The organism is Bacillus sp. FJAT-14266 (assembly GCF_001719225.1).
GTDB lineage: Bacteria > Bacillota > Bacilli > Bacillales > Bacillaceae > Bacillus > Bacillus subtilis.
Genome location: NZ_CP017072.1, coordinates 2700572 through 2723698, shown reverse-complemented (window position 1 = coordinate 2723698; position 23127 = coordinate 2700572). Strand labels below are relative to the sequence as shown.

General features: G+C 43.6%; 24 protein-coding genes. 20 read left to right on the top strand and 4 right to left on the bottom strand.

Features of this window, described 5'->3' with window-relative positions; genetic code table 11:
* Positions 1 to 108: 108 nt before the first annotated feature.
* The 4 genes from ricF (at position 109) to coaD (ending at position 2252) form a co-directional block, all read left to right on the top strand.
* Positions 109 to 558 carry a regulatory iron-sulfur-containing complex subunit RicF gene (gene ricF, locus BGM23_RS13985; protein ID WP_003221370.1) on the top strand — a complete coding sequence of 150 codons (450 nt, stop codon included), beginning with the start codon at positions 109 to 111 and terminating at the stop codon, positions 556 to 558.
* Positions 559 to 612: 54 nt separating this feature from the next.
* Positions 613 to 885, top strand: a complete 273-nt coding sequence (locus BGM23_RS13980) for a YlbG family protein (RefSeq protein ID WP_015715839.1) — start codon at positions 613 to 615, stop codon at positions 883 to 885.
* A gap of 322 nt (positions 886 to 1207) precedes the next feature.
* Positions 1208 to 1762: a 16S rRNA (guanine(966)-N(2))-methyltransferase RsmD gene (rsmD, locus tag BGM23_RS13975; RefSeq protein WP_029317761.1), complete on the top strand. Its 555-nt coding sequence runs from the start codon at positions 1208 to 1210 to the stop codon at positions 1760 to 1762.
* Positions 1763 to 1766: 4 nt separating this feature from the next.
* The gene (coaD, locus tag BGM23_RS13970; RefSeq protein ID WP_003245283.1) at positions 1767 to 2252 is read left to right on the top strand and encodes a pantetheine-phosphate adenylyltransferase; all 486 of its coding nucleotides are present in this window, start codon (positions 1767 to 1769) and stop codon (positions 2250 to 2252) included.
* Positions 2253 to 2262: 10 nt separating this feature from the next.
* Here coaD and spoVV read toward each other — a convergent pair whose 3' ends face one another.
* Positions 2263 to 3489 carry a dipicolinic acid transporter SpoVV gene (spoVV, locus tag BGM23_RS13965; RefSeq protein ID WP_046664166.1) on the bottom strand — a complete coding sequence of 409 codons (1227 nt, stop codon included), beginning with the start codon at positions 3487 to 3489 and terminating at the stop codon, positions 2263 to 2265.
* 180 nt (positions 3490 to 3669) lie between these two features.
* Between spoVV and BGM23_RS13960 the strand changes: the two genes are divergently transcribed.
* On the top strand, positions 3670 to 4452 hold the full coding sequence (locus BGM23_RS13960; RefSeq protein ID WP_021479345.1) for a patatin family protein: 783 nt from the start codon (positions 3670 to 3672) through the stop codon (positions 4450 to 4452).
* A 1-nt stretch (position 4453) separates the two neighbouring features.
* A complete protein-coding gene (gene ddcP, locus BGM23_RS13955) occupies positions 4454 to 5479 on the top strand; it encodes a protease DdcP (protein WP_046664167.1) in 1026 nt (341 codons plus the stop codon).
* Positions 5480 to 5495: 16 nt separating this feature from the next.
* On the opposite strand, the gene BGM23_RS13950 is transcribed toward ddcP, so the two are convergent.
* Together BGM23_RS13950 and BGM23_RS13945 are read right to left on the bottom strand one after the other, a co-directional pair.
* Positions 5496 to 6743: a nucleotidyltransferase gene (locus BGM23_RS13950; protein WP_003244707.1), complete on the bottom strand. Its 1248-nt coding sequence runs from the start codon at positions 6741 to 6743 to the stop codon at positions 5496 to 5498.
* A complete protein-coding gene (locus BGM23_RS13945) occupies positions 6740 to 6925 on the bottom strand; it encodes a hypothetical protein (RefSeq protein ID WP_003232215.1) in 186 nt (61 codons plus the stop codon). The genes BGM23_RS13950 and BGM23_RS13945 overlap by 4 nt, the downstream gene beginning before the upstream one ends.
* A 27-nt stretch (positions 6926 to 6952) precedes the next feature.
* On the opposite strand from BGM23_RS13945, the gene BGM23_RS13940 reads away from it, so the two are divergent.
* The 3 genes from BGM23_RS13940 to gerR all read left to right on the top strand — a co-directional run bounded on the left by BGM23_RS13940 (position 6953) and on the right by gerR (position 8399).
* Positions 6953 to 7471, top strand: a complete 519-nt coding sequence (locus BGM23_RS13940) for a YceD family protein (protein WP_014479718.1) — start codon at positions 6953 to 6955, stop codon at positions 7469 to 7471.
* A 21-nt stretch (positions 7472 to 7492) separates the two neighbouring features.
* On the top strand, positions 7493 to 7672 hold the full coding sequence (gene rpmF, locus BGM23_RS13935; RefSeq protein ID WP_003154457.1) for a 50S ribosomal protein L32: 180 nt from the start codon (positions 7493 to 7495) through the stop codon (positions 7670 to 7672).
* Between the two features lie 145 nt (positions 7673 to 7817).
* The gene (gene gerR, locus BGM23_RS13930; protein ID WP_015383592.1) at positions 7818 to 8399 is read left to right on the top strand and encodes a sporulation-specific transcriptional regulator GerR; all 582 of its coding nucleotides are present in this window, start codon (positions 7818 to 7820) and stop codon (positions 8397 to 8399) included.
* A 56-nt stretch (positions 8400 to 8455) separates the two neighbouring features.
* Here the strand turns inward: gerR and BGM23_RS13925 are convergent, their stop codons facing one another.
* Positions 8456 to 8938, bottom strand: coding sequence for an N-acetyltransferase (locus BGM23_RS13925; protein ID WP_014476736.1), 483 nt, complete (start codon positions 8936 to 8938; stop codon positions 8456 to 8458).
* A gap of 159 nt (positions 8939 to 9097) precedes the next feature.
* On the opposite strand from BGM23_RS13925, the gene BGM23_RS13920 reads away from it, so the two are divergent.
* The 11 genes from BGM23_RS13920 (at position 9098) to spoVE (ending at position 23109) form a co-directional block, all read left to right on the top strand.
* Positions 9098 to 9994: a 2-dehydropantoate 2-reductase gene (locus BGM23_RS13920; RefSeq protein WP_046664171.1), complete on the top strand. Its 897-nt coding sequence runs from the start codon at positions 9098 to 9100 to the stop codon at positions 9992 to 9994.
* Between the two features lie 70 nt (positions 9995 to 10064).
* The gene (gene bshC / locus BGM23_RS13915) at positions 10065 to 11684 is read left to right on the top strand and encodes a bacillithiol biosynthesis cysteine-adding enzyme BshC (protein ID WP_046664172.1); all 1620 of its coding nucleotides are present in this window, start codon (positions 10065 to 10067) and stop codon (positions 11682 to 11684) included.
* A 125-nt stretch (positions 11685 to 11809) separates the two neighbouring features.
* Positions 11810 to 12241, top strand: a complete 432-nt coding sequence (gene mraZ, locus BGM23_RS13910) for a division/cell wall cluster transcriptional repressor MraZ (protein ID WP_003221402.1) — start codon at positions 11810 to 11812, stop codon at positions 12239 to 12241.
* 69 nt (positions 12242 to 12310) lie between these two features.
* A complete protein-coding gene (gene rsmH, locus BGM23_RS13905) occupies positions 12311 to 13246 on the top strand; it encodes a 16S rRNA (cytosine(1402)-N(4))-methyltransferase RsmH (protein ID WP_014479723.1) in 936 nt (311 codons plus the stop codon).
* Between the two features lie 39 nt (positions 13247 to 13285).
* The gene (gene ftsL / locus BGM23_RS13900) at positions 13286 to 13639 is read left to right on the top strand and encodes a cell division protein FtsL (protein WP_003232200.1); all 354 of its coding nucleotides are present in this window, start codon (positions 13286 to 13288) and stop codon (positions 13637 to 13639) included.
* Positions 13640 to 13644: 5 nt separating this feature from the next.
* On the top strand, positions 13645 to 15789 hold the full coding sequence (gene pbpB / locus BGM23_RS13895) for a penicillin-binding protein 2B (protein WP_046664173.1): 2145 nt from the start codon (positions 13645 to 13647) through the stop codon (positions 15787 to 15789).
* Positions 15790 to 15905: 116 nt separating this feature from the next.
* Positions 15906 to 17846: a stage V sporulation protein D gene (locus tag BGM23_RS13885; RefSeq protein ID WP_003245048.1), complete on the top strand. Its 1941-nt coding sequence runs from the start codon at positions 15906 to 15908 to the stop codon at positions 17844 to 17846.
* Positions 17847 to 18021: 175 nt separating this feature from the next.
* The gene (locus BGM23_RS13875) at positions 18022 to 19506 is read left to right on the top strand and encodes a UDP-N-acetylmuramoyl-L-alanyl-D-glutamate--2,6-diaminopimelate ligase (RefSeq protein ID WP_046664176.1); all 1485 of its coding nucleotides are present in this window, start codon (positions 18022 to 18024) and stop codon (positions 19504 to 19506) included.
* A gap of 111 nt (positions 19507 to 19617) precedes the next feature.
* Positions 19618 to 20592 carry a phospho-N-acetylmuramoyl-pentapeptide-transferase gene (gene mraY / locus BGM23_RS13865; protein ID WP_003232192.1) on the top strand — a complete coding sequence of 325 codons (975 nt, stop codon included), beginning with the start codon at positions 19618 to 19620 and terminating at the stop codon, positions 20590 to 20592.
* Positions 20593 to 21948: a UDP-N-acetylmuramoyl-L-alanine--D-glutamate ligase gene (murD, locus tag BGM23_RS13860; protein WP_029726512.1), complete on the top strand. Its 1356-nt coding sequence runs from the start codon at positions 20593 to 20595 to the stop codon at positions 21946 to 21948.
* A 60-nt stretch (positions 21949 to 22008) separates the two neighbouring features.
* Positions 22009 to 23109: a stage V sporulation protein E gene (spoVE, locus tag BGM23_RS13855; RefSeq protein ID WP_003244810.1), complete on the top strand. Its 1101-nt coding sequence runs from the start codon at positions 22009 to 22011 to the stop codon at positions 23107 to 23109.
* Positions 23110 to 23127 lie beyond the last annotated feature (18 nt).

Sequence of the window (23127 nt, the reverse complement as noted above, 5' to 3'; positions counted from 1 at the left end):
CGAAAAAGGGTCTTTTTTCATGCGGACATAAGGTTTTGTATACGGCTGCGGTTAAGCATTTTCCAATTGGCTGGTTTCATGGTAAACTAACAACTGGAGGTGCATGTTATGTATGCGACGATGGAATCCGTGCGGCTTCAAAGTGAAGCTCAGCAGCTTGCCGAGATGATTCTGCAGTCGGAGACGGCTGAGAACTACCGCAATTGTTACAAGCGTCTCCAGGAAGATGAAGAGGCAGGTCGGATTATTCGTTCTTTTATCAAAATAAAAGAGCAGTATGAGGATGTACAGCGTTTTGGCAAATATCATCCTGACTATAGAGAAATATCCCGGAAAATGAGGGAGATCAAACGTGAGCTGGACCTGAACGATAAGGTGGCTGACTTCAAGAGAGCTGAAAATGAGCTCCAGTCCATTCTTGATGAGGTCAGCGTTGAGATTGGGACAGCTGTTTCGGAGCATGTGAAAGTTCCGACTGGGAACCCTTATTTTGACGGTTTGTCTTCATGCGGAGGCGGTTGCGGTTCAGGCGGAAGCTGCGGATGTAAAGTGTCCTGACGAGACTGGCCGTCTCGTCTTTTACATATAAGAGAAAACAGGCAGGTGATTGTATTGGAGAATAGGCGCCAGGGCATGGTTGTGTATCTGCACTCCCTAAAGCAGAGCAAAATGCTGAGGAAGTTCGGGAATGTGCACTATGTATCAAAACGATTAAAATATGTCGTACTGTACTGTGATATGAACCAAATTGAAAAAACAATGGACAAGATTGCGTCTTACTCATTTGTGAAAAAAGTGGAGCCTTCTTATAAACCGTTTTTAAAATTGGAATTCGAGTCAAAGCTTGATAAGGCAAAAGAATACGATTATAAAATCGGCATATAGCTATAAAAAAATCCCCGCAGGCATCTGCGGGGTCCTTCTATTCCTTAATATGTTAAGGAGAAGGCAAAGGGAGAGGAGAAACCGGAGGAAGAACTTATGGGGAAACGTAAGTCTTCTCCGCGGTTGGCAACAACATCCTCTAGATGCTGTTGCTTATAGTATGGACAAGGATCATGCTGCCTATACACCTGTTTATCAAGATTAGCGTTCATTGTTTGGAAGAATGCTTTATGTTAAGATAGGATTGATTTTTTTCTATGTACATAGCGGCGTCCGGCCGAATAAAGAAACAAAATAGCTTTTAGAAAAAGTGGTGTGGAACATGAGAGTAATTTCTGGATCAAAAAAAGGCCGTTCACTAAAGGCTGTACCCGGAACATCAACAAGACCGACAACCGACAAAGTGAAGGAATCCATTTTTAATATGATCGGCCCTTATTTTGACGGGGGCAGGGGACTTGACTTATTCGCAGGGAGCGGAGGTCTTGGAATCGAAGCGCTTTCACGCGGGTTTGAGCATTGTATATTCGTTGACCGTGATTTTAAAGCGATTCAAACGGTAAAATCTAATTTGAAAACGCTGGAGCTTACAAAACATGCACAGGTATACCGCAATGATGCGGAACGTGCTTTGCACGCTGCTGCTAAAAGAGAAAGCGGCTTTCGCGGAATTTTTCTCGATCCGCCGTATAAGGAACAAAAGCTGAAAGCACTTTTAACGCTGATTGACGAATATCAAATGCTGGAAGAAGACGGCTTTATCGTCGCTGAGCATGACAGAGAGGTCGAGCTTCCCGAAACCGTAGGAGATCTTGTGATGACAAGAAAAGAAACCTATGGGTTAACAGGTGTGGCGATTTATAAAAAGAGGGGGTAGTGAGGTGGCGAGTATAGCTGTCTGTCCCGGCAGTTTTGATCCGGTGACCTACGGGCATCTGGACATCATCAAACGCGGGGCGCATATTTTTGAACAAGTGTATGTATGTGTGCTGAATAATTCTTCAAAAAAGCCTTTGTTCAGTGTGGAAGAACGGTGTGAGCTTCTGAGAGAAGTGACAAAAGACATTCCGAACATAACAGTTGAAACATCGCAAGGCCTGTTAATTGATTATGCAAAAAGAAAAAATGCGAAAGCGATTTTAAGAGGCTTGAGAGCTGTATCTGATTTTGAATACGAGATGCAGGGGACATCAGTAAACCGGGTGCTTGATGAATCTATTGAGACGTTTTTTATGATGACAAACAATCAATATTCGTTTCTAAGTTCAAGCATCGTAAAAGAAGTGGCAAGATACAACGGCTCGGTATCAGAGTTTGTACCGCCGGAAGTAGAGTTGGCGCTTCAGCAAAAATTCAGACAAGGATGAGGGTTTTGACTCATCCTTTTTTTGTTCCGTTTGTCAGTCTGTAAGAAAAAATGATAATGTACGTAAACAGCGCGCATAGTGTGACAGCAGGTCCGATCTGCACAAGCAGATTCCAGCCGTTTATAAAGGCAGTTGACATGTCACTGCTGTTAAGAGATTTAAATACATACTGATACGGATCATGCCATGCCGTGTAAAGAGGTTTCCATAAAAACATGACGAAGACAGCTGCATAAACGCCCTGCAGCAAACGTGCGATAAAGAATGGTTTAAATCTAATGTCGGTTTCCGATAAAATACCTGCCACCTGAGCTTGTACGGAAAAGCCGCTAAACCCGAGAATAAAGCTGACGATAATGGCTTTTTGCAGAAGAGAAACATCTGTCTCGCTGACAAGCTTGCTGCCTAATGTAATTTCAAACATCCCTGATAAAAGCGGAATGTCCAATTGAGTCGGAAGCTGAAACAAAGTCAGTGCTCCTTTTGTGAAAACAGACAAAACATCAGTCAGCTGGACCACTGACAACAGCCGATTGAAGACAGAAAATAAAATAATAAAGCCGCCTACCATAAGAAGCGTTTGAACAGAAGACGTCACGGCGTCGCCTAAAATTTTACCCAAGGGCCGTTTTTCTGCAAGTCTGGCGGTATGAAGAGCGTGTAAAGCATCTTTGACTGAAGGGAAAGGTATCGTTTTCTTTCTTCTGAGATGCTGCTCTTCCTTGCGGCCATAGGAACGCATTGTTAAACCGACAGCCAGATTCCCCAAATAGTGTGCAGAAGCTAATAAAATGCCTAGTGACGCGTTTTGAAAGAAACCGACGGCAACAGCGCCGAAAATAAAGAGCGGGTTTGAAGAATTGGTAAACGACGCGAGCCGTTCTGCTTCTACTCTTGAAATCTGATTTTCCTGCCGCAGACGGGCAGTGAGTTTTGCGCCCGCTGGGTTTCCTGATGCCATTCCCATAGCGAGAACGAAGCCGCCGACACCCGGGACGCGAAAGATCGGCCGCATAAAAGGCTCAAGCAAAACACCGACAAACCGCACAATGCCAAAGCCGATTAAGAGTTCGGACAGAATAAAAAATGGCAGCAATGACGGAAACACAACCTCCCACCACATAGACAGCCCGGTTTTAGAGGCTTCGAATGAGGCCTGTGGATGTGAGATGACAGTCGCTGTTAAAAAAAGAAAAAACGAGGCAATCAAAAGTGTATTAATCTTCGACAAGTTCATTCTTACCTCCCCGATGCTAAAAATGCCCAATGACATGTATATCATGATAAAATAATGTATGATGTAAAACGGCCAAGCAGTACCTGTCCTCTTGATTCTTTGTACTAATATACGAGCATAGGGGTTCAGTTTAGACCATAGAATTCGGTATACAGGGAATTCAGGCAGGAGGTTAACGCTTTGGCCAAACCTAAAATCGGGTTAGCGTTAGGATCGGGAGGGGCCAGAGGGCTCGCTCATCTCGGTGTGCTTTCCAGTTTACATAAGCACCAAATTGAAGTGGATATGATTGCAGGAAGCAGCATGGGCGCTTTGGTGGGCAGTTTTTATGCCGCCGGACATGACGTGGCAACGATGAAAAAAGTAGCCAAAGCCTTTAAACGAAGGCTTTATGCTGATTATACGGTGCCGAAGCTCGGTTTTTTAAAAGGTGACCGCGTCAGACAGCTTGTGCATGCTTATACATTCGGAAAACCGATTGAAGAGCTCCAAATCCCGCTGGGCATTGTTGCGTGTGATTTACAGACGGGAGAAAAGGTTGTGTTCCGAAAAGGATCAGTGTCAGATGCAGTGAGGGCCAGCATCAGCATCCCGGGTATCTTTATTCCGCAGCGGCTGGACGGACGCCTTCTTGTAGACGGCGCGGTCGTCGATCGAATTCCGGTTTCTGTTGTGAAAGACATGGGAGCTGATATTATCATCGCTTCGGATGTTTCCAGGGTTCGAAAAACTGAAACAGCAGTGCATATTTTTGATGTGATTATGCAAAGTATGGATATACTGCAAAATGAATTAGTGCGGCATCAAACAATTGCCGCAGATATCATGATTCGCCCTTCCCTTGAAACATACAGCTCAAGCTCGTTTGCCAATATTGAAGAAATGATATCGGCAGGCGAAGAGGCGACAAACCGAATGATCAGCAAGATAAGAAAAGAAATAGAGAATTGGGAGGGCTCATAATTTGCTACGTAAAAAACATTTTAGCTGGATGCTCGTCATCCTCATACTGATCGCCGTTTTATCATTTATAAAACTTCCATACTATATTACAAAACCGGGAGAAGCGACAGAGCTTGCTTCATTGATAAAAGTGGAGGGAGGCTACCCGGAAAAAGGAAGCCTGTCCTTAATGACTGTTAAAGTGGGACCGGCTAATCCGTTTACATATGTGTGGGCAAAGATGCACCCTTATTATGAAATTGTTCCCGATGAGAGCATTAAGGAGGAAGGCGAGTCAGATAAGGAGTATATGAAAAGACAGCTCCAAATGATGAAAAGCTCGCAAGAAAATGCGGTTATAGCCGCCTATCAAAAGGCAGGAAAAAAAGTCAGCTATTCCTTTAACGGCATATACGCAAGCTCTGTTGTAGAAAACATGCCGGCAAAAGGGAAAATAGAAGTCGGTGATAAAATCATCAGCGCAGACGGCAAAAACTATCAGTCTGCTGAAAAGCTGATTGATTTTATCAGCAGCAAAAAAGCGGGAGATAAAGTCACGTTAAAGATCGAAAGAGAAGAAAAAGAAAAGCGTGTCACCCTTACGTTAAAACAATTTCCTGATGAGCCGGATCGGGCAGGAATCGGAGTTTCGCTTTATACAGACAGAAACGTGAAGGTAGAGCCTGATATTGATTTTGAAATTGAAAATATTGGCGGCCCATCAGCAGGGTTAATGATGTCCCTTGAAATCTATAATCAGCTGACAAAACCAGACGAAACAAAAGGCTACGATATTGCGGGAACAGGTACCATTGATGTTGATGGGAAAGTAGGCCCGATCGGCGGCATTGATCAAAAAGTCGTCGCCGCAGACAAAGCCGGAAAAGACATTTTCTTCGCGCCAAATCAAAACGGCGCCAGCAATTCCGATTATAAGAACGCAGTAAAAACAGCAAAAGATATTGATTCAAATATGAAGATTGTGCCTGTTGATACCATGCAGGATGCGATTGATTATTTGAATAAGCTGAAAGCGAAAAGCACCTGATTCTCAGGTGCTTTTTCTATACATTTAAAAAGTGTTGTTCATCTTCGTCATATCGAATCGGTGCATGTCCGTATTCCTGTAGGTCAAACTCAGTTCTCAGCGGCTCTTCTATCGGCAGGCTGTAAATCCTGCTTGCTTTTACGTCCAGATCGAGAGCTGGATGGGAGAAAGAGGACAGTTTGCTGACAAGCGGAACAGACAGTGCTTTTTTCTTTTCGGATAAATAAGCCTGTCCTTTTTTCGTCATGCCGAGAAGCCTGATATACGGCGCCTTATCGTTGTCAAGCAGCTTTTGCATATCCTGTTTTTTTGTTCTGGTTAAAATGTGTGTATTCATCCGCTGGAGCCTTGTCCACGTATAGCGTTTTGTTTTCAGCAGTTCCATAAATTCCTGATAGGAGCTGGATTTTCTGATCGAACGAATAATTCTGTGCTCTAAACCTTCCTCCACCTCGTATACTTGCTGTAATTCCCGTGCCGTTACAGTTGAAAGGCTGTATTTTAAGTAAGAAAAGTAGCTTTCAGGTGTATGCCACAATCCGAAAGATTTGCGGTAAGCTGCTAATTCACGTGCAGATGCAGCAGGGAGAAAACGAAGGCAGGCTTCGAGATTCTGGCCAATCATCGCTTTTCTAATGCTTGTGGCACTTGCTATATGGTTTTCGCCTTCAGGGAGATCGGCATCATGATAGTCCGAAGAGATTCGTGCCGTAGTATAAGGTTTCATAGGATATCCCCCGGTTAGAATCGAGGTCACATACTGGTATCCCAAAATGTTATTTGGTTTTGACAAGTCAAGTGCACTTTCAGTATGCAAAATGGAGCTGAAGGCGATAGCCGCCGCTGCTGGGTAACTGGCCCCCTTTTTAAGTTCTTCTTTAATTCGGTCATTCAATATATGTTTATGCTCATCAATAAGCTGTGCTGTTTCTAAAAAAGGCTTGATATCCCCATTTTCACTCCCGAAAAACAGCGCCTCACATTCAAGTTCGTTCAGGATGGAAACACTGCCGCGTGCAAAAATGTCTGCTTTTTGCACGGCATAAAGATAAGGCAGCTCAATGACAAGATCAACTCCGCTTTGCAGCGCCATTTTTGTTCGGGCCCATTTTGATACAACAGCGGGTTCCCCGCGCTGTAAAAAATGTCCGCTCATGACCGCGACAGCCGTGTCACATCCGGTTTGCAGCTTTGCTGTTTGGGCATGATAAAGGTGACCGTTATGAAAGGGATTATATTCAACCACCAATCCGACAGCTTTCATATTTTTTCCGCCTTTCTTGCTATGTTTAAAAACGTATGGTACATTTGCAAATGAAAACTCTTACGCCTTATTTTTGTTTTAAGTGTATGCATAGCATATTCCGCTGTCAACGATACTTCAATGGCAGCATTATGCTGTAAAGAAAAAATATTGACAAAAACAATCTTAAAAGCTATAATCATGTTTGTTGCTTTCCTGAGGTGATACAAATGAAATGGACGATTTATCAGCTGCATCAAATGCCAAAACAAAGTTTTGAGTTTGATGAAACAGTTGAGTTAAATGAGCTGACAAAGCTGAATTCTGACATTCGCCGCATTTCTCCCGTCCGGGTGAAGGGCAGAGCGGATATCAAATCCAAACAGGTTTCGTTTGATTTTACAATTTCAGGCGAAATGATTTTGCCATGCTCAAGAACACTCGTTGATGTCCCGTATCCATTTGAAATTTCAACAAAAGAACTGTTTATATTTCATCACACGGATGATATAGAAGATGATGACGTTCACATTGTTGAGGACGATACTATCGACTTAACTCCGATCGTGAAAGAAGAAATTCTTTTAGAAATCCCTATGCAAATCTTTTGTGAATCTGAACAAGAAAAAGGAGCTGCTCCTCAAGAAGGAAAGGATTGGCAAGTCATTTCGGAAGAAGACAAGAAGAATCAAGTTGATCCGAGACTTGCAGCCCTCGAAAAGCTCTTAAAACAAGATGATGAATCTTAACTCTTTAAGGAGGTGGGAATAATGGCTGTACCTTTTAGAAGAACTTCTAAAATGAAGAAAAGATTGCGCCGTACACATTTCAAACTTAATGTACCTGGTATGACAGAATGTCCGTCATGCGGAGAGATGAAGTTGTCTCACCGTGTATGCAAAGCATGCGGATCATACAACGGCAAAGACATAAATGTAAAAAGTAACTAATAAGAAAAGCGCGGGGTGAAAGCCCTGCGCTTTTTCTTTTTCTCTTCCTGTCAGCTTGCGGAAAATTTGTGAGTGCAAATAGTCTATCTAATCTATTACCGGCATATGTATGAGATAAATAAGCTGACATGGAGGGAGATTGAATTTGACCATTACAAGACAAGATGCTTGGACTCAGGATGAGGATTTGCTGCTGGCAGAAGTGGTGCTTCGTCATATTCGAGAGGGAGGAACACAGCTTTCAGCCTTTGAGGAGGTTGGAAGGGCGCTGACCAGAACCGCGGCAGCCTGTGGTTTCAGGTGGAACTCGTATGTGAGAAAACAATACCAGTCAGGTATAGAGCTTGCAAAAAAGCAAAGGAAAGAACTGAGAAAGCAAATCGGCGTTCATTCGGTCAATATGCCGAATTCCATGAAGCAGACTGCCTCGGCATCGTCGGAAGGAAAACGAGATTTGTCCATTCAGGATGTCATCCAATTTCTCGAACAATTCAAAGAAGCGCCGTCTGCACAAGAATTTCAGCTTGAAAGGGAAAAATTGAAGGAGCAAATCCAATCGCTGCAAAAAGAGCTTGAGGATTTGCGGAGTGAAAATCAGACATTGCGGAATCAGCTAGAGATGACAGAAGAGGATTACAAGGCACTGATCGATATCATGGATCGGGCCAGAAAAATGGTTGTTTCGAAGGAAGACGGAAGAATGAAAAAAGCGGCTCAAGAAACGTAAAGAAACGCCTGAAATGAACCGGCCCTATAGTAAGAATAGGCCGGTTGTTTTGATTTCTATGCAGACTCTCCTGGTGTCATTTCGTGATCCATATCAGGATGCCAGATGAGCGGGTTTTCCCCTTTGTCCCTCGCCATATCATACTTAACAGTTTTAAAGTTCATTTTGTTCCAAAATTCCGCTGATTTCATTCTCGGATTTGTCCGGATCGGCATTTTGAATGATTTTGCAAATTCAACCAAGGCTCTCCCGTATCCCCTGTTCTGGTAGCCCGGAAGAACCTCAAGCTTCCACAGCTCCAAATAATCCTGGCGGTTGTCAAAATAGGGATTCGATTTGCCGTTAACTTGATACAGACTCATTCGTGCTACAAGTTTATCGCCAAAATAAATCCCGTAAAAAGGCGAGGTGCTGTCATTTTCAATAATATTATCCTGTAGTTCTTCAAGCATTGAAAGCTCCTGAATGCCGTATTCTTTGAATTTCTTGAATTCTTCCAGCGTTTTATAGTTGATAAGCAGACGTTCTACCTTTGTCAAACAAATCTCCCCCTTTGTTGTTTCTACATATATTGTAAACGCTTTATTTAAAAAATCCAAATATTTAAACTTTAATTTTAAGCACATGGGATCTTTGAGAAGTAATTTCTTCTTACTTCTGCTATGATAATACGTAAATGCTAAATTGGGTGTGACATCATGAAAATTGGAATTATCGGCGGAGGCTCCGTCGGTCTTTTATGCGCCTATTATTTGTCACTTTATCACGACGTGACTGTTGTGACGAGGCGGCAAGAACAGGCTGCGGCCATTCAGTCTGAAGGAATCCGGCTTTATAAAGGCGGGGAGGAATTCAGGGCTGATTGCAGTGCGGACACGAGTATCAATTCGGACTTTGACCTGCTTGTCGTGACAGTGAAGCAGCATCAGCTTCAATCTGTTTTTTCGTCGCTTGAACGGATCGGGAAAACGCATATATTATTTTTGCAAAACGGCATGGGGCATATCCACGACCTAAAAGACTGGCACGTTGGCCATTCCATTTATGTTGGAATCGTTGAGCACGGAGCTGTAAGAAAATCGGATACAGCTGTTGATCATACAGGCCTAGGTGCGATAAAATGGAGCGCGTTCGACGATGCTGAACCAGACTGGCTGAACATCTTGTTTCAGCATAACCATTCGGATTTTCCGATTTATTATGAGACGGATTGGTACCGTCTGCTGACGGGCAAGCTGATTGTAAATGCGTGTATTAATCCTTTAACTGCGTTATTGCAGGTGAAAAATGGAGAACTGCTGACAACGCCAGCCTACCTGGCTTTTATGAAGCTGGTATTTCAGGAGGCATGCCGCATTTTAAAACTTGAAAATGAAGAAAAGGCTTGGGAGCAGGTTCAGGCCGTTTGTGGACAAACGAAAGAGAATCGTTCATCCATGCTGGTTGACGTCATTGGAGGCCGGCAGACGGAAGCTGACGCCATTATCGGATACTTATTGAAGGAAGCAAGTCTTCAAGGTCTTGATGCAGTCCACCTAGAGTTTTTATATGGCAGCATCAAAGCATTGGAGCGAAATACAAACAAAGTCTTTTGAGCTTTTTCGGTAACATGCTATACTCATTTCGGATCACTAACTATTTATTGGAGAAAGGAAGTTCTAGAAGATGCAGCTAACTGAACTTTCCATCAAAAATCAGAATGTGTTTGTACAGCACTATATAGATGGCAAAGAAGAAATGTCTTCTTTTTTTGATTACAGTATTCATCATAAGGACATGTGGCGAGAAAGACTGGAAGACTTATCTTCTCGGTTTTTCGCAAGAGAGGAATTGGCGGCGTACTTAACCTCTTACCATAATAAATTCGGTTCAAGTGCGATGCAGTCTGCTATTGAGAAGCTGAAGGACCCGTCAAGTGCCGCTGTAGTCGGCGGACAGCAGGCAGGACTTTTAACAGGACCGCTTTACACCATACATAAAATCATTTCAATCATTGTTTTAGCAAAGCAACAAGAAAAGGAACTGCAAGTGCCTGTCATACCAATCTTCTGGGTGGCTGGAGAAGACCACGATTTGGATGAGATTAATTTTGTTCACACATCTGAAGAGAATGGGCCTGTGAAAAAAAAGCTGCCTCAGTCTTATTGGAAGAAATCATCAGCAGCGAGTACATCGCTTGATCAGGAAAAGTGTGCCGCGTGGATAGATGATGTTTTTGCCGCTTTTGAAGAAACAGACCATACGAATACACTTCTCGACAATGTGAAACGATGTTTAAGGGAATCTGTTACGTTTACTGACTTCTTTGAGCTGTTGATCGCGGATTTGTTCCAAGAAGAGGGCTTAGTTTTATTAAATTCTGGAGATCCGGGGATTAAAAAGCTGGAAACGGCCATGTTCCAAAAGATTCTTCGAGAAAATGATGAACTCGCCCGCGCTGTATCAGATCAGCAGGCCTTCATGCGTCAAGCAGGCTACAAACCGATTATCGAGTCCGGAAAAGAGCAGGCGAATCTGTTTTATGAATACGAAGAAGAGCGTTTTTTAATTGAAAAAGATAACGACCGATTTGTCATCAAAGAGCTTGATCTAGGATGGACGATGGATGAACTTCATACACATATGGAAGAACATCCAGAGCGTTTCAGCAACAATGTTGTAACGAGACCTTTAATGCAGGAATTTCTCATTCCGACTTTAGCATTTATTGCAGGGCCTGGAGAAATCAATTATTGGGGCGAACTCAAACAGGCTTTTGCGGTGATGGGCTTCAAAATGCCTCCTGTCATGCCAAGGCTGAACATTACGATACTTGAGCGGCATATTGAGAAAAAACTGGCTGAACGGAATATCTCATTACAAGACGCGATTGAGCGCGGAACGGAGAATCAAAGAGAGTCATACTTCGAGCGCCAAATTCCGGAAGAGTTTACAGCGGTGATGGATCAGGCGAAAAGCCAAATTGAAGCGATACACAAAACGGTCAGGCAGGAGGCGTTAAAGGTTGATCAAAGCATGGAACCTTTACTCCTGAAAAATGCCGCTTTTATTCAGGATCAGCTTCAATTCTTAGAGCGCACGGTGATGAAGCGAATTGAAGAAAAAGAAGGCTACGTCTTGAAGGATTATGAAAGAATTCAAAATAGCATTAAGCCGCTTCTTGCGCCGCAGGAACGGATTTGGAATATCATGTATTATTTGAACAGGTACGGTCCAAAATTCTTCACGACATTCAAGAATCTGCCATTTTCTTTTCAAAATCAACATCAAGTTGTCAAACTTTGAAATAAAGTTTTAAAGAACCCTGACTAGTTCAGGGTTTTTTTTTATGGGTAAACAGTGTAAAATGAAGTTGTGGAGCGAAGTGGTGAATAGTGGTGAGTTAAGGAGAGAAAGTGGGGCAAGAGATCATGTTTATGGGTGAATATCAGCATACCATCGATGCGAAAGGCCGCATGATCGTACCCGCTAAATTCAGAGAAGGCCTAGGTGAGCAATTTGTGCTGACTAGAGGACTTGACCAATGTCTCTTCGGCTACCCTATGCACGAATGGAAACAAATTGAAGAAAAACTAAAAGCTCTTCCTCTCACAAAGAAAGATGCCCGCGCGTTTACCCGTTTCTTCTTTTCAGGGGCGACTGAATGCGAACTGGACAAGCAAGGCAGGGTAAATATTGCATCATCTCTATTGAATTACGCCAAACTGGAAAAAGAATGTGTTGTTATCGGGGTTTCTAATCGAATTGAATTGTGGAGTAAAGTAATTTGGGAACAATACACAGAAGAGCAAGAAGATTCATTTGCTGAAATTGCTGAAAACATGATTGGGTTTGATATATAATGATTCTTCGTGTATAACACTCTAAAAACAATTTCAATTCATCCTGATAAAAGGTGGGACCAACACAATATGTTTCAACACAAGACAGTACTTCTTCGTGAAACCGTAGACGGACTCAATATTAAACCAGACGGTACATATGTAGACTGCACACTCGGCGGAGCTGGGCATAGTACATACTTATTGCAGCAGTTATCCGAGAAGGGGCGTTTAATCGCTTTTGACCAAGATGATACGGCATTACAGCATGCTAAAGAAGTGTTGTCCGATTATAAAGGACAGCTCATTCTGATTAAAAGCAATTTCAGGTATTTAAAAGAATGTTTGAATGAACAAGGCATTACAGAAGTAGACGGCATTTTATTTGATTTAGGGGTGTCCTCTCCGCAGCTGGATACACCGGAGCGCGGATTCAGTTACCATCATGACGCACCGTTGGACATGAGGATGGACCAGTCGGCTACGCTTTCGGCGAAAGAAGTCGTTAATGAGTGGCGCTATGAGGATCTCGTCCGTATTTTCTTTAAATACGGAGAAGAGAAGTTCAGTAAACAGATCGCCAGAAAAATTGAGGAGGCAAGAATGAAGTCTCCTATTCAAACTACGGGCCAACTGGTCGATCTAATAAAAGACGCGATTCCCGCTCCAGCGAGAAGGAGCGGCGGACATCCCGCTAAACGCGTGTTTCAGGCAATCAGAATTGCCGTAAACGATGAACTTAGGGTGTTTGAAGAAGCTTTGGAGCAGGCAATTGAGGTTCTGAAGCCAGGGGGCAGGGTATCAGTCATTACCTTCCACTCGCTAGAAGACAGAATTTGCAAAACCACTTTTAAAGAAAAGTCGTCGCTTCCGGAACTTCCTCCGGGGCTTCCTGTTATACCGGAAGAGTTTGAACCGGAGCTGAAGCTCATCACACGAAAACCGATTACGGCATCTCAAGAAGAGCTTGAAGAGAACAACCGGGCTCGTTCTGCCAAGCTTCGGATTGCTGAAAAAAGAAAATAACGAAACGCGAACGCAAAATTAAAAGGAGGTCATCAGCCTATGAGCAATTTAGCTTACCAACCAGAGAAACAGCAGCGGCATGCGATCAGTCCTGAGAAAAAAGTGATTGTCAAGAAAAGGGCTTCCATTACTCTCGGAGAAAAAGTGCTTCTTGTCCTCTTTGCTGCGGCGGTGCTCAGCGTATCGCTTTTGATCGTATCGAAGGCGTATGCGGCATATCAAACCAATATTGAGGTGCAAAAGCTTGAGGAGCAAATTTCATCCGAAAATAAGCAAATTGGTGACCTCGAAAAAAGCGTTGCTGATTTAAGCAAACCGCAGCGCATTATGGACATTGCGAAAAAGAACGGCTTGAATTTAAAAGATAAAAAAGTGAAAAACATACAGGAATGATTCAAATGCCAAAAAAGAATAAATTTATGAATAGAGGAGCAGCGATTCTAAGTATTTGTTTCGCTCTCTTTTTCTTTGTCATCCTGGGGAGAATGGCATATATTCAAATAACCGGAAAAGCGAATGGCGAAGTGCTTGCGACAAAAGCGACAGAGCAGCATGAAAAGAAACGGACCATCGAAGCGAGCCGCGGCTCGATTTTAGACCGAAAAGGAAAAGTCATTGCAGAGGACACAGCGACGTATAAACTGATTGCGATTCTCGATAAAAAAATGACCACTGATGTCAAGCATCCTCAGCATGTTGTAAACAAAGAAAAAACGGCAGAAGCATTGTCTAAAGTGATAAACTTGGACAAGGCCGACATCCTTGATATCTTAAATAAGGAGAATGCAAAACAAGTCGAGTTTGGCTCAGCTGGCCGGGATATTACGTATTCACAAAAGCAAAAAATTGAAAAAATGAAACTCCCGGGCATTTCATTTTTGCGGGATACAAAACGCTACTATCCAAATGGTATTTTCGCATCCAATTTAATCGGCTATGCCGAGGTTGATGAAGAAACAAATGAAATTTCCGGCGCGATGGGATTAGAAAAAGTGCTGGATAAGTATTTGAAGGAGCGCGACGGATATGTGACATATGAAAGCGACAAATCCGGCTGGGAGCTCCCGAACAGCAAAAATAAAATTACAGCGCCAAAAAATGGTGACAATGTATATTTAACCATTGACCAGAAAATTCAAACCTTTTTGGAAGACAGCATGACAAAAGTAGCGCAAAAGTATAATCCGAAAAAAATCATGGCCGCAGTTGTCGATCCGAAAACAGGCAAAGTCCTTGCCATGGGACAGCGACCAAGCTTTGATCCGAACAAGCGCGATGTGACAAACTACTATAATGATTTGATTTCATATGCGTATGAACCCGGATCAACGATGAAGATCTTTACACTCGCTGCTGCGATGCAGGAAAACGTGTTTAATGCGAACGAACAATACAAATCAGGTACGTTTGAAGTTGGCGGAGCACCTGTTAGGGATCACAATAACGGTGTTGGCTGGGGTCCGACAACATATCATGACGGCGTCCTAAGGTCATCGAATGTCGCTTTTGCGAAACTGGCGAAAGAAAAGCTGGGATATGACCGTCTCAATCAATATTTGCACAAGTTCAATTTTTACCAGAAAACAGGTATTGATTTGCCAGGAGAAGTCTCCAGTAAAATCAACTTTAAATATGAATTTGATAAGGCGTCAACTGCATACGGACAAGCGTCTGCGGTCACACCAATTCAGCAGCTTCAGGCCGCGACAGCAATTGCAAATGACGGCAAAATGATGAAACCTTATGTCATTGACCATATCGTTGACCCAGATAAAGATAAAACTATTTATCAAAATAAGCCGGAATCAGCCGGAACTCCAATTTCTGCAAGTACTGCGAAAAAGGTGCGGGATATATTGGGAGAAGTCGTTACATCGAAGATCGGAACAGGGCAAGCTTATAAAATCGAAGGTTTTGATGTTGCCGGGAAAACAGGTACTGCGCAAATAGCCGGTAAAGGCGGATATTTAGACGGCACAGATAACTATATCTTTTCGTTTATGGGTATGGCACCAAAAGATGATCCTGAGCTTTTAATTTATGTTGCTGTACAGCAGCCGCAGCTAAAAGCAGGTCAGAGCAGTTCAGAACCAGTATCTGAAATCTTCAACCCAACAATGAAAAATAGCCTGCACTACCTGAACATTGAACCAACTGAAAAATCTGACTCAGATAAGGAAGAAACAAAAGCGCAGACAATGCCTGATTTAACAGATCAAACGGTAGCTGCTGCTCAAAAGAAAGCAAAAGAGGAGAATCTCACACCAATTGTCATCGGCAGTGATGTCGCTGTAAAAGAACAGTATCCGAAAGCGGATGAGGAAGTTCTCACCAATCAAAAGGTCTTCCTGAAAACGGGCGGCAAAATCAAAATGCCTGATATGACAGGCTGGTCGAGAAGAGAGGTTCTGCAGTACGGCGAGCTCGCGGGAATTCATATTGAAGTAAACGGGCAAGGCTACGCTGTCAGCCAAAGTGTTAAGAAAGACAAAGAAATCAAAGACAAAACCGTAATCAAGGTTAAGTTTAAAAATCCTGATTAAAAAGAAAGCTTGCGTTATGCAGGCTTTCTTTTTTTATGCCTTCAGAGGAGCATCGTTCTACCTGTCCAATTTCAGGCATAAAATGAAACAAGCCTAAATAAGGAGTGAACGGTCTCTTGCGCGTCTCGAATGTAACGGTTAGAAAACGTTTATTATTTGTTTTGCTTTTTGGCGTGATCGTGTTTCTGATCATTGATACAAGGCTGGGGTATGTTCAGTTTGTGATGGGCGAAAAACTGACTTCGCTGGCGAAAGATTCCTGGAGCCGTAACTTGCCGTTTGAGCCGGAGAGAGGCGAGATTCTGGATCGGAATGGTGTGAAGCTCGCAACAAATAAAAGTGCGCCGACCGTATTCGTCGTGCCACGCCAAGTTCAGAATCCGATGAAAACGAGCAAGCAGCTTGCGGCGGTGCTCAATATGTCAGAAGAAAAAGTATATAAACATGTGACAAAAAAAGCGTCAATCGAAAAGATCACTCCTGAAGGGAGAAAAATTTCAAATGAGAAGGCGAAAGAAATCAAAGCGCTTGATTTAAAAGGTGTGTATGTTGCGGAGGACAGTATCCGTCATTACCCGTTCGGCAGCTTTTTATCTCATGTGCTTGGATTTGCAGGAATTGACAACCAAGGGCTCCTTGGACTTGAAGCCTATTACGACGATGATTTAAAAGGGGAAAAAGGTTCTGTTAAGTTTTATACAGATGCCAAGGGGAAGAAGATGCCTGATGAAGCGGATGACTATACGCCGCCTAAGGATGGGCTTGATATGAAGCTGACAGTTGATTCAAAGGTTCAGACGATAATGGAAAGAGAGCTTGATAACGCTGAGGCCAAATATCATCCGGACGGCATGATTGCCGTAGCCATGAATCCGAAAAACGGAGAAATTTTGGGGATGTCTAGCAGGCCTGACTTCGACCCTGCTGATTACCAATCTGTTGATCCGTCCGTCTACAATCGAAATCTGCCAGTATGGAGCACGTATGAACCGGGATCTACCTTTAAAATTATTACACTTGCAGCAGCCCTTGAAGAGCAAAAAGTAAATTTGAAACGGGATCAATTTTATGATAAAGGGCATGCTGAAGTGGACGGAGCGAGACTGCGGTGCTGGAAAAGAGGCGGGCACGGGCTGCAGACGTATCTGGAAGTTGTGCAGAACTCCTGCAACCCGGGGTTTGTTGAATTAGGCGAGCGCTTAGGAAAGGAAAAGCTTTTCAAATATATCAAAGACTTTGGTTTTGGACAAAAAACGGGGATTGATCTCCAAGGCGAGGGAACAGGCATCTTATTCCCGCTTGAGAGAGTGGGCCCGGTGGAGCAAGCAACTACGGCTTTCGGACAGGGAGTATCCGTCACGCCGATTCAGCAAGTTGCAGCAGTATCCGCCGCTGTAAACGGAGGAACGCTCTATACACCTTATATTGCAAAGGAATGGATCGATCCTGTTACGAAGAAAACGGTCAAAAAACAATCACCAATCGCAAAGAAACAAGTCATTTCTGAGGAAACATCCAAACAAATCCGCTATGCTCTAGAAAGCGTCGTCGCAGAAGGAACCGGCCGCAATGCATTTGTAGAAGGATATCGTGTCGGAGGAAAAACTGGAACTGCACAAAAGGTTAAAGATGGAAAATATCTTGAAAACAACCATATTGTATCATTTATCGGTTTCGCGCCAGCTGATGATCCGAGTCTAGTCGTCTACGTTGCGGTGGATAACCCGAAAGGCACGATTCAGTTTGGCGGAACGGTGGCAGCGCCTATTGTCGGAAATATTATGAGAGACAGTCTGCCGGAACTTGGTGTGAAGCCCCGGAAAAATCAAATCGAGAAAAAATACCAATGGAACGACACAAAAACAATAGAAGTTCCGAATGTTGTAGGGATGTCTGTCTCAGATCTTGAGTCACTATTGGTGAATCTCAATGTGGATGCTTCCGGGAAAGGGAGCAAAATCGTTAAACAATCGCCAGCTGCCGGAACGAAAGTAAAAGAAGGCTCAAAGATACGCGTGTATTTGACTGAAGAAGATGAAAAGGAGGCAGCCGATTGATTCGGGCTGCCTATTCTTTTATTGCAGAAAAAATGCTGATATCTTTCAAGATTAGCTGGATGTATCCTTTTATTTACGCTAAAATATGAACTGTATGCTTAAAATCATTACCACATCATTTGATGTGACTTCAATGATAAAAAGAACGAATTAGAATGTTGAGAGGTTTGATACGATGAAACTTACAAAGCTGCTTACATACTTAACAACCGAACCTTCTGTAAACGACTCACAAGACCCTGAAATAACTTCAATTGAGATGGACTCCAGGGAAGTAAAGAAAGGGAGTCTTTTTGTATGTGTAAAAGGGTATACGGTGGATGGCCACGATTTTGCGCAAAAAGCAGTAGAAAACGGTGCAGCGGCTATTGTGGCAGAAAGAGAGGTCGATGTGAATGTTCCTGTTATTATTGTCCGGCAGTCACTTCGCGCGCTCAGCGTTTTGTCTGATGCGTTTTACGGACAGCCGACGAAGAAGCTTCAGCTGATTGGGATAACAGGGACAAACGGCAAAACATCAACGACCCACATGGTCGATGAGATTCTGAAAAAAGCGGGAAAACGCACAGGCTTGATCGGTACAATGTATATGAAAATCGGAGACGAAACACTTCCTGTTAAAAACACGACTCCGGAAAGCGTCACGCTGCAGAAAACGTTTAAGAAAATGAATGACAAGCACGTTGACACTGCAATCATGGAGGTTTCTTCCCACGCTTTGTCTTTAGGACGCGTCCATGGCTGTGATTATGATATTGCCGTGTTTACGAATTTAACACAGGACCATCTGGACTATCATAAAACGATGGATGAGTACCGGCATGCAAAAAGCTTGCTCTTTTCCCAACTTGGCGGGGCTTTCAACCATGAACATCCAAAGCGTGCCGTCCTGAATGCTGACGATGAGGCGAGCGTTTATTTTGAAAAGGTAACAGCTGCGCATATCTCTACATACGGAATTAAAAACGATGCTGATGTGATGGCGAAGAACATCAGTATCACTGCACAGGGCACAAGCTTTGATCTCGTGACAAACAAAGGCACGAAGCACATCACGATGTCTCTCGTCGGACAATTTAATGTGTATAACGTGCTGGCCGCTGTTGCGACATGTATTGCAGCAGGCATACCGTTTGAAATCATCACTGAGGCTGTTGAAGAATTGCATGGTGTAAGAGGCCGTTTTGAATTGGTCAATCAGCAGCAGGAGTTTCCTGTCATTGTAGACTACGCGCACACACCGGACAGCCTTGAAAATGTGCTGGAGACATGCAGAGACATGACGGAAGGAAAGCTATTTGTCGTTGTCGGCTGCGGAGGAGACAGAGATAAGACGAAGCGCCCGAAAATGGCTAAAATTGCTGTGGAGCTGGCTGACGAGCCGATTTTCACGTCAGATAACCCGAGAAGCGAAGATCCTCGCGCGATTTTAAGAGATATGGAAGCCGGAGTAGAGAACGCATACTATCACAGTATTGCAAACCGCGAGCAGGCGATCTTTTTCGCAATTGCCAATGCCAAAAAAGGCGACGTTGTCCTCATTGCCGGAAAAGGACATGAAACCTATCAGCAGATCGGAAATGAAACTTTCGATTTTGATGATGCTGAAGTAGCGGCGAGAGCCATTGTTGAACTCAATAAGAATAAGACGAATTCATAGGAAAGAGATGTTACTGAATAATGGAGCTTGAAAAGATTTTTCATATGGAAAAAAATCATGAATATGATAACTACGTATGTCGTTTGAAAGAAACAGGAGGAGAAAAGGACAATGCTTGAGCAAGTCATTCTGTTTACAATTTTAATGGGGTTTTTAATTAGTGTTCTGCTCTCTCCGATTCTTATTCCGTTTTTAAGAAGATTAAAATTCGGCCAGAGTATTAGAGAAGAAGGACCGAAATCACATCAGAAAAAATCAGGGACACCGACAATGGGCGGGGTCATGATCATACTTTCTATCATAGTGACAACAATTGTTATGACACAGAAGTTTTCAGAAATAAGCCCCGAAATGGTGCTGCTTCTGTTTGTTACGCTAGGCTACGGTTTGCTTGGCTTTTTAGATGATTACATCAAGGTTGTCATGAAGCGCAATCTTGGATTGACATCAAAGCAAAAGCTGATCGGACAAATTATTATTGCAGTTGTATTTTACGCCGTGTATCATTACTACAATTTTGCGACGGATATTCGCATTCCTGGAACTGACTTATCATTTGATCTTGGCTGGGCTTACTTTATCCTTGTGCTCTTTATGCTTGTCGGCGGATCAAACGCAGTTAACCTGACTGACGGCCTTGACGGGTTATTATCCGGTACTGCGGCGATTGCCTTTGGCGCCTTTGCCATTCTGGCATGGAATCAGTCTCAATATGACGTAGCGATTTTCTCAGTTGCCGTTGTCGGTGCAGTTCTGGGCTTCCTTGTATTTAATGCTCATCCGGCCAAAGTTTTTATGGGAGATACGGGATCGCTTGCATTGGGAGGAGCAATCGTTACCATTGCCATTTTAACGAAATTAGAGATCCTGCTGGTTATCATCGGCGGTGTATTCGTTATCGAGACATTATCTGTTATTTTGCAGGTCATCAGCTTTAAAACGACAGGTAAACGAATCTTTAAAATGAGTCCGCTTCATCACCATTATGAGCTTGTCGGCTGGTCTGAATGGAGAGTAGTCGTGACGTTTTGGGCTGCGGGACTTTTGCTTGCCGTTTTAGGAATTTACATCGAGGTGTGGTTATAAGTGGAAAATGATCAATTTTTACAGAAACAGCATTTTTTAATCCTTGGGCTTGCGAAAAGCGGATATGCGGCGGCCTCCATTCTTCATGAAAAAGGCATTTATGTTGCAGTCAATGACCAAAAGCCTTTTGAAGAAAATGAACCGGCACAAAAGCTTTCTGAAAAAGGAATCGAAGTTGTTTGCGGAGAGCATCCAGTTTCTCTGTTCGATCAGCATCAAATCACGATTCTGATCAAAAACCCGGGAATTCCTTATGAAAATATTATGGTTCAGGAAGCGGAGAAAAGAGGCATTCCGGTTTGGACGGAAATTGAGCTCGCTTACTACCTGACCAGCGCCAAGTTTATCGGGATTACCGGATCGAACGGTAAAACGACCACGACAACGCTAATTTACGAAATGCTCAAAGCTGGCTCGCAAAAAGCACTGATTGCCGGAAACATCGGCACAGTCGCAAGTGAGGTTGCCTATCATGCTGATGGAGATGAATGGATCGTTACTGAACTGTCTTCGTTTCAGCTGATGGGAACACACGCTTTCAGACCGGAAATCAGCCTGATTTTAAATGTATTTGACGCCCATCTGGATTATCACCATACGCGCGAAAACTATGAAAAAGCGAAACAGAAAGTATACCTTCATCAGACTGCTTCAGATAAAGCTATTGTCAACCAGGATGATGAAACCGTCGTGCGTCTTGCTGAAGCCGGAAAAGCCGAAATCGTCCCGTTTTCAGTCAGCAAAACGCTTGAACAGGGCGCATATGTAAAAGACAGTATGATTATGTTTAACGGCGAAGCCATTCTTCCTCTGGAAGAGGTTGTACTGCCCGGTGCTCATAACCTGGAGAACATTTTAGCAGCTATTGCAGTTGTGAAAACGGCAGGAGCATCCAATGAGGCGGTTAAAAAGGTGCTGACAAGCTTTACTGGTGTGAAGCACCGCCTCCAATATGTCACAACTGTGAATGGCCGCAAATTTTATAACGACAGTAAAGCAACAAACATTCTGGCGACAAGCAAGGCGCTTTCAGCTTTTGATAAGCCGGTCATTCTGCTTGCGGGCGGACTGGATCGCGGAAATGGTTTTGATGACTTGAAACCTTATATGAAGCATGTCAAAGCAGTGCTTACATTTGGCCAGACGGCGCCAAAACTCGAGAAACTCGGCAATGAACTGGGAATACAACATGTCAAACGTGTCGATAATGTTGAACAAGCAGTATCTGCGGCGTTTGCGCTCTCAAATGAAGGAGATGTCATCCTGCTGTCACCCGCGTGTGCGAGCTGGGATCAATTCAAAACATTTGAAGAACGCGGTGACATGTTTATAGATGCCGTGCATATGCTTAAGTAAGGGCTTGTCTTGAAGTAAATCGGCAGCCCTAATGACTTTAAGCTTGGGGTGTCGATTGCTTTGACTACTAAAAAAACATCGCCTGATTTGTTATTGGTCATCATTACGTTATTATTATTAACAATCGGATTAATTATGGTGTACAGTGCGAGTGCGGTATGGGCGGATTATAAATTTGACGACTCATTCTTTTTCGCGAAACGGCAGCTTTTGTTTGCGGGAATCGGCGTCATTGCTATGTTTTTTATCATGAATGTTGATTATTGGACTTGGAGGACATGGTCCAAATTGCTGATGGTTATCTGCTTTTTCCTTCTGGTGCTTGTTTTGATACCGGGCGTCGGAATGGTGCGGAACGGTTCAAGAAGCTGGATCGGAGTCGGAGCATTCAGCATACAGCCTTCAGAGTTTATGAAGCTTGCGATGATTGCATTCCTTGCTAAATTTCTCTCTGAAAAACAAAAAAACATCACATCGTTCAGACGGGGGTTCGTCCCTGCACTTGGCATCGTGTTTTCAGCATTTTTGATTATCATGTGCCAGCCTGACCTCGGAACGGGGACAGTAATGGTCGGAACTTGTATTGTCATGATTTTTGTAGCCGGCGCACGGATCGCCCATTTCGTCTTTCTCGGGCTGATCGGCCTCAGCGGATTTGTCGGGCTCGTACTATCGGCTCCATATCGGATAAAGCGGATTACCTCATACTTAAATCCATGGGAAGACCCGCTCGGAAGCGGATTTCAGATCATTCAATCGCTTTATGCAGTGGGGCCCGGCGGGTTGTTCGGAATGGGGCTCGGACAAAGCAGACAGAAGTTCTTTTATCTGCCTGAGCCGCAAACAGACTTTATTTTCGCCATCTTGTCAGAGGAACTGGGCTTTATCGGGGGAACACTTATTTTGCTCCTCTTCAGCGTCCTGCTGTGGAGAGGAATCAGAATTGCGCTTGGTGCCCCTGATCTGTACGGAAGCTTTGTCGCAGTCGGCATTATTTCAATGATTGCCATTCAAGTCATGATCAATATCGGCGTAGTCACGGGCCTGATTCCTGTAACAGGCATCACGCTCCCGTTTCTGAGCTACGGAGGCTCTTCATTGACTCTAATGCTGATGGCAGTTGGTGTGCTGCTGAATGTAAGCCGCTACTCGAGGTATTAACGAATGTATGTCCAAGCT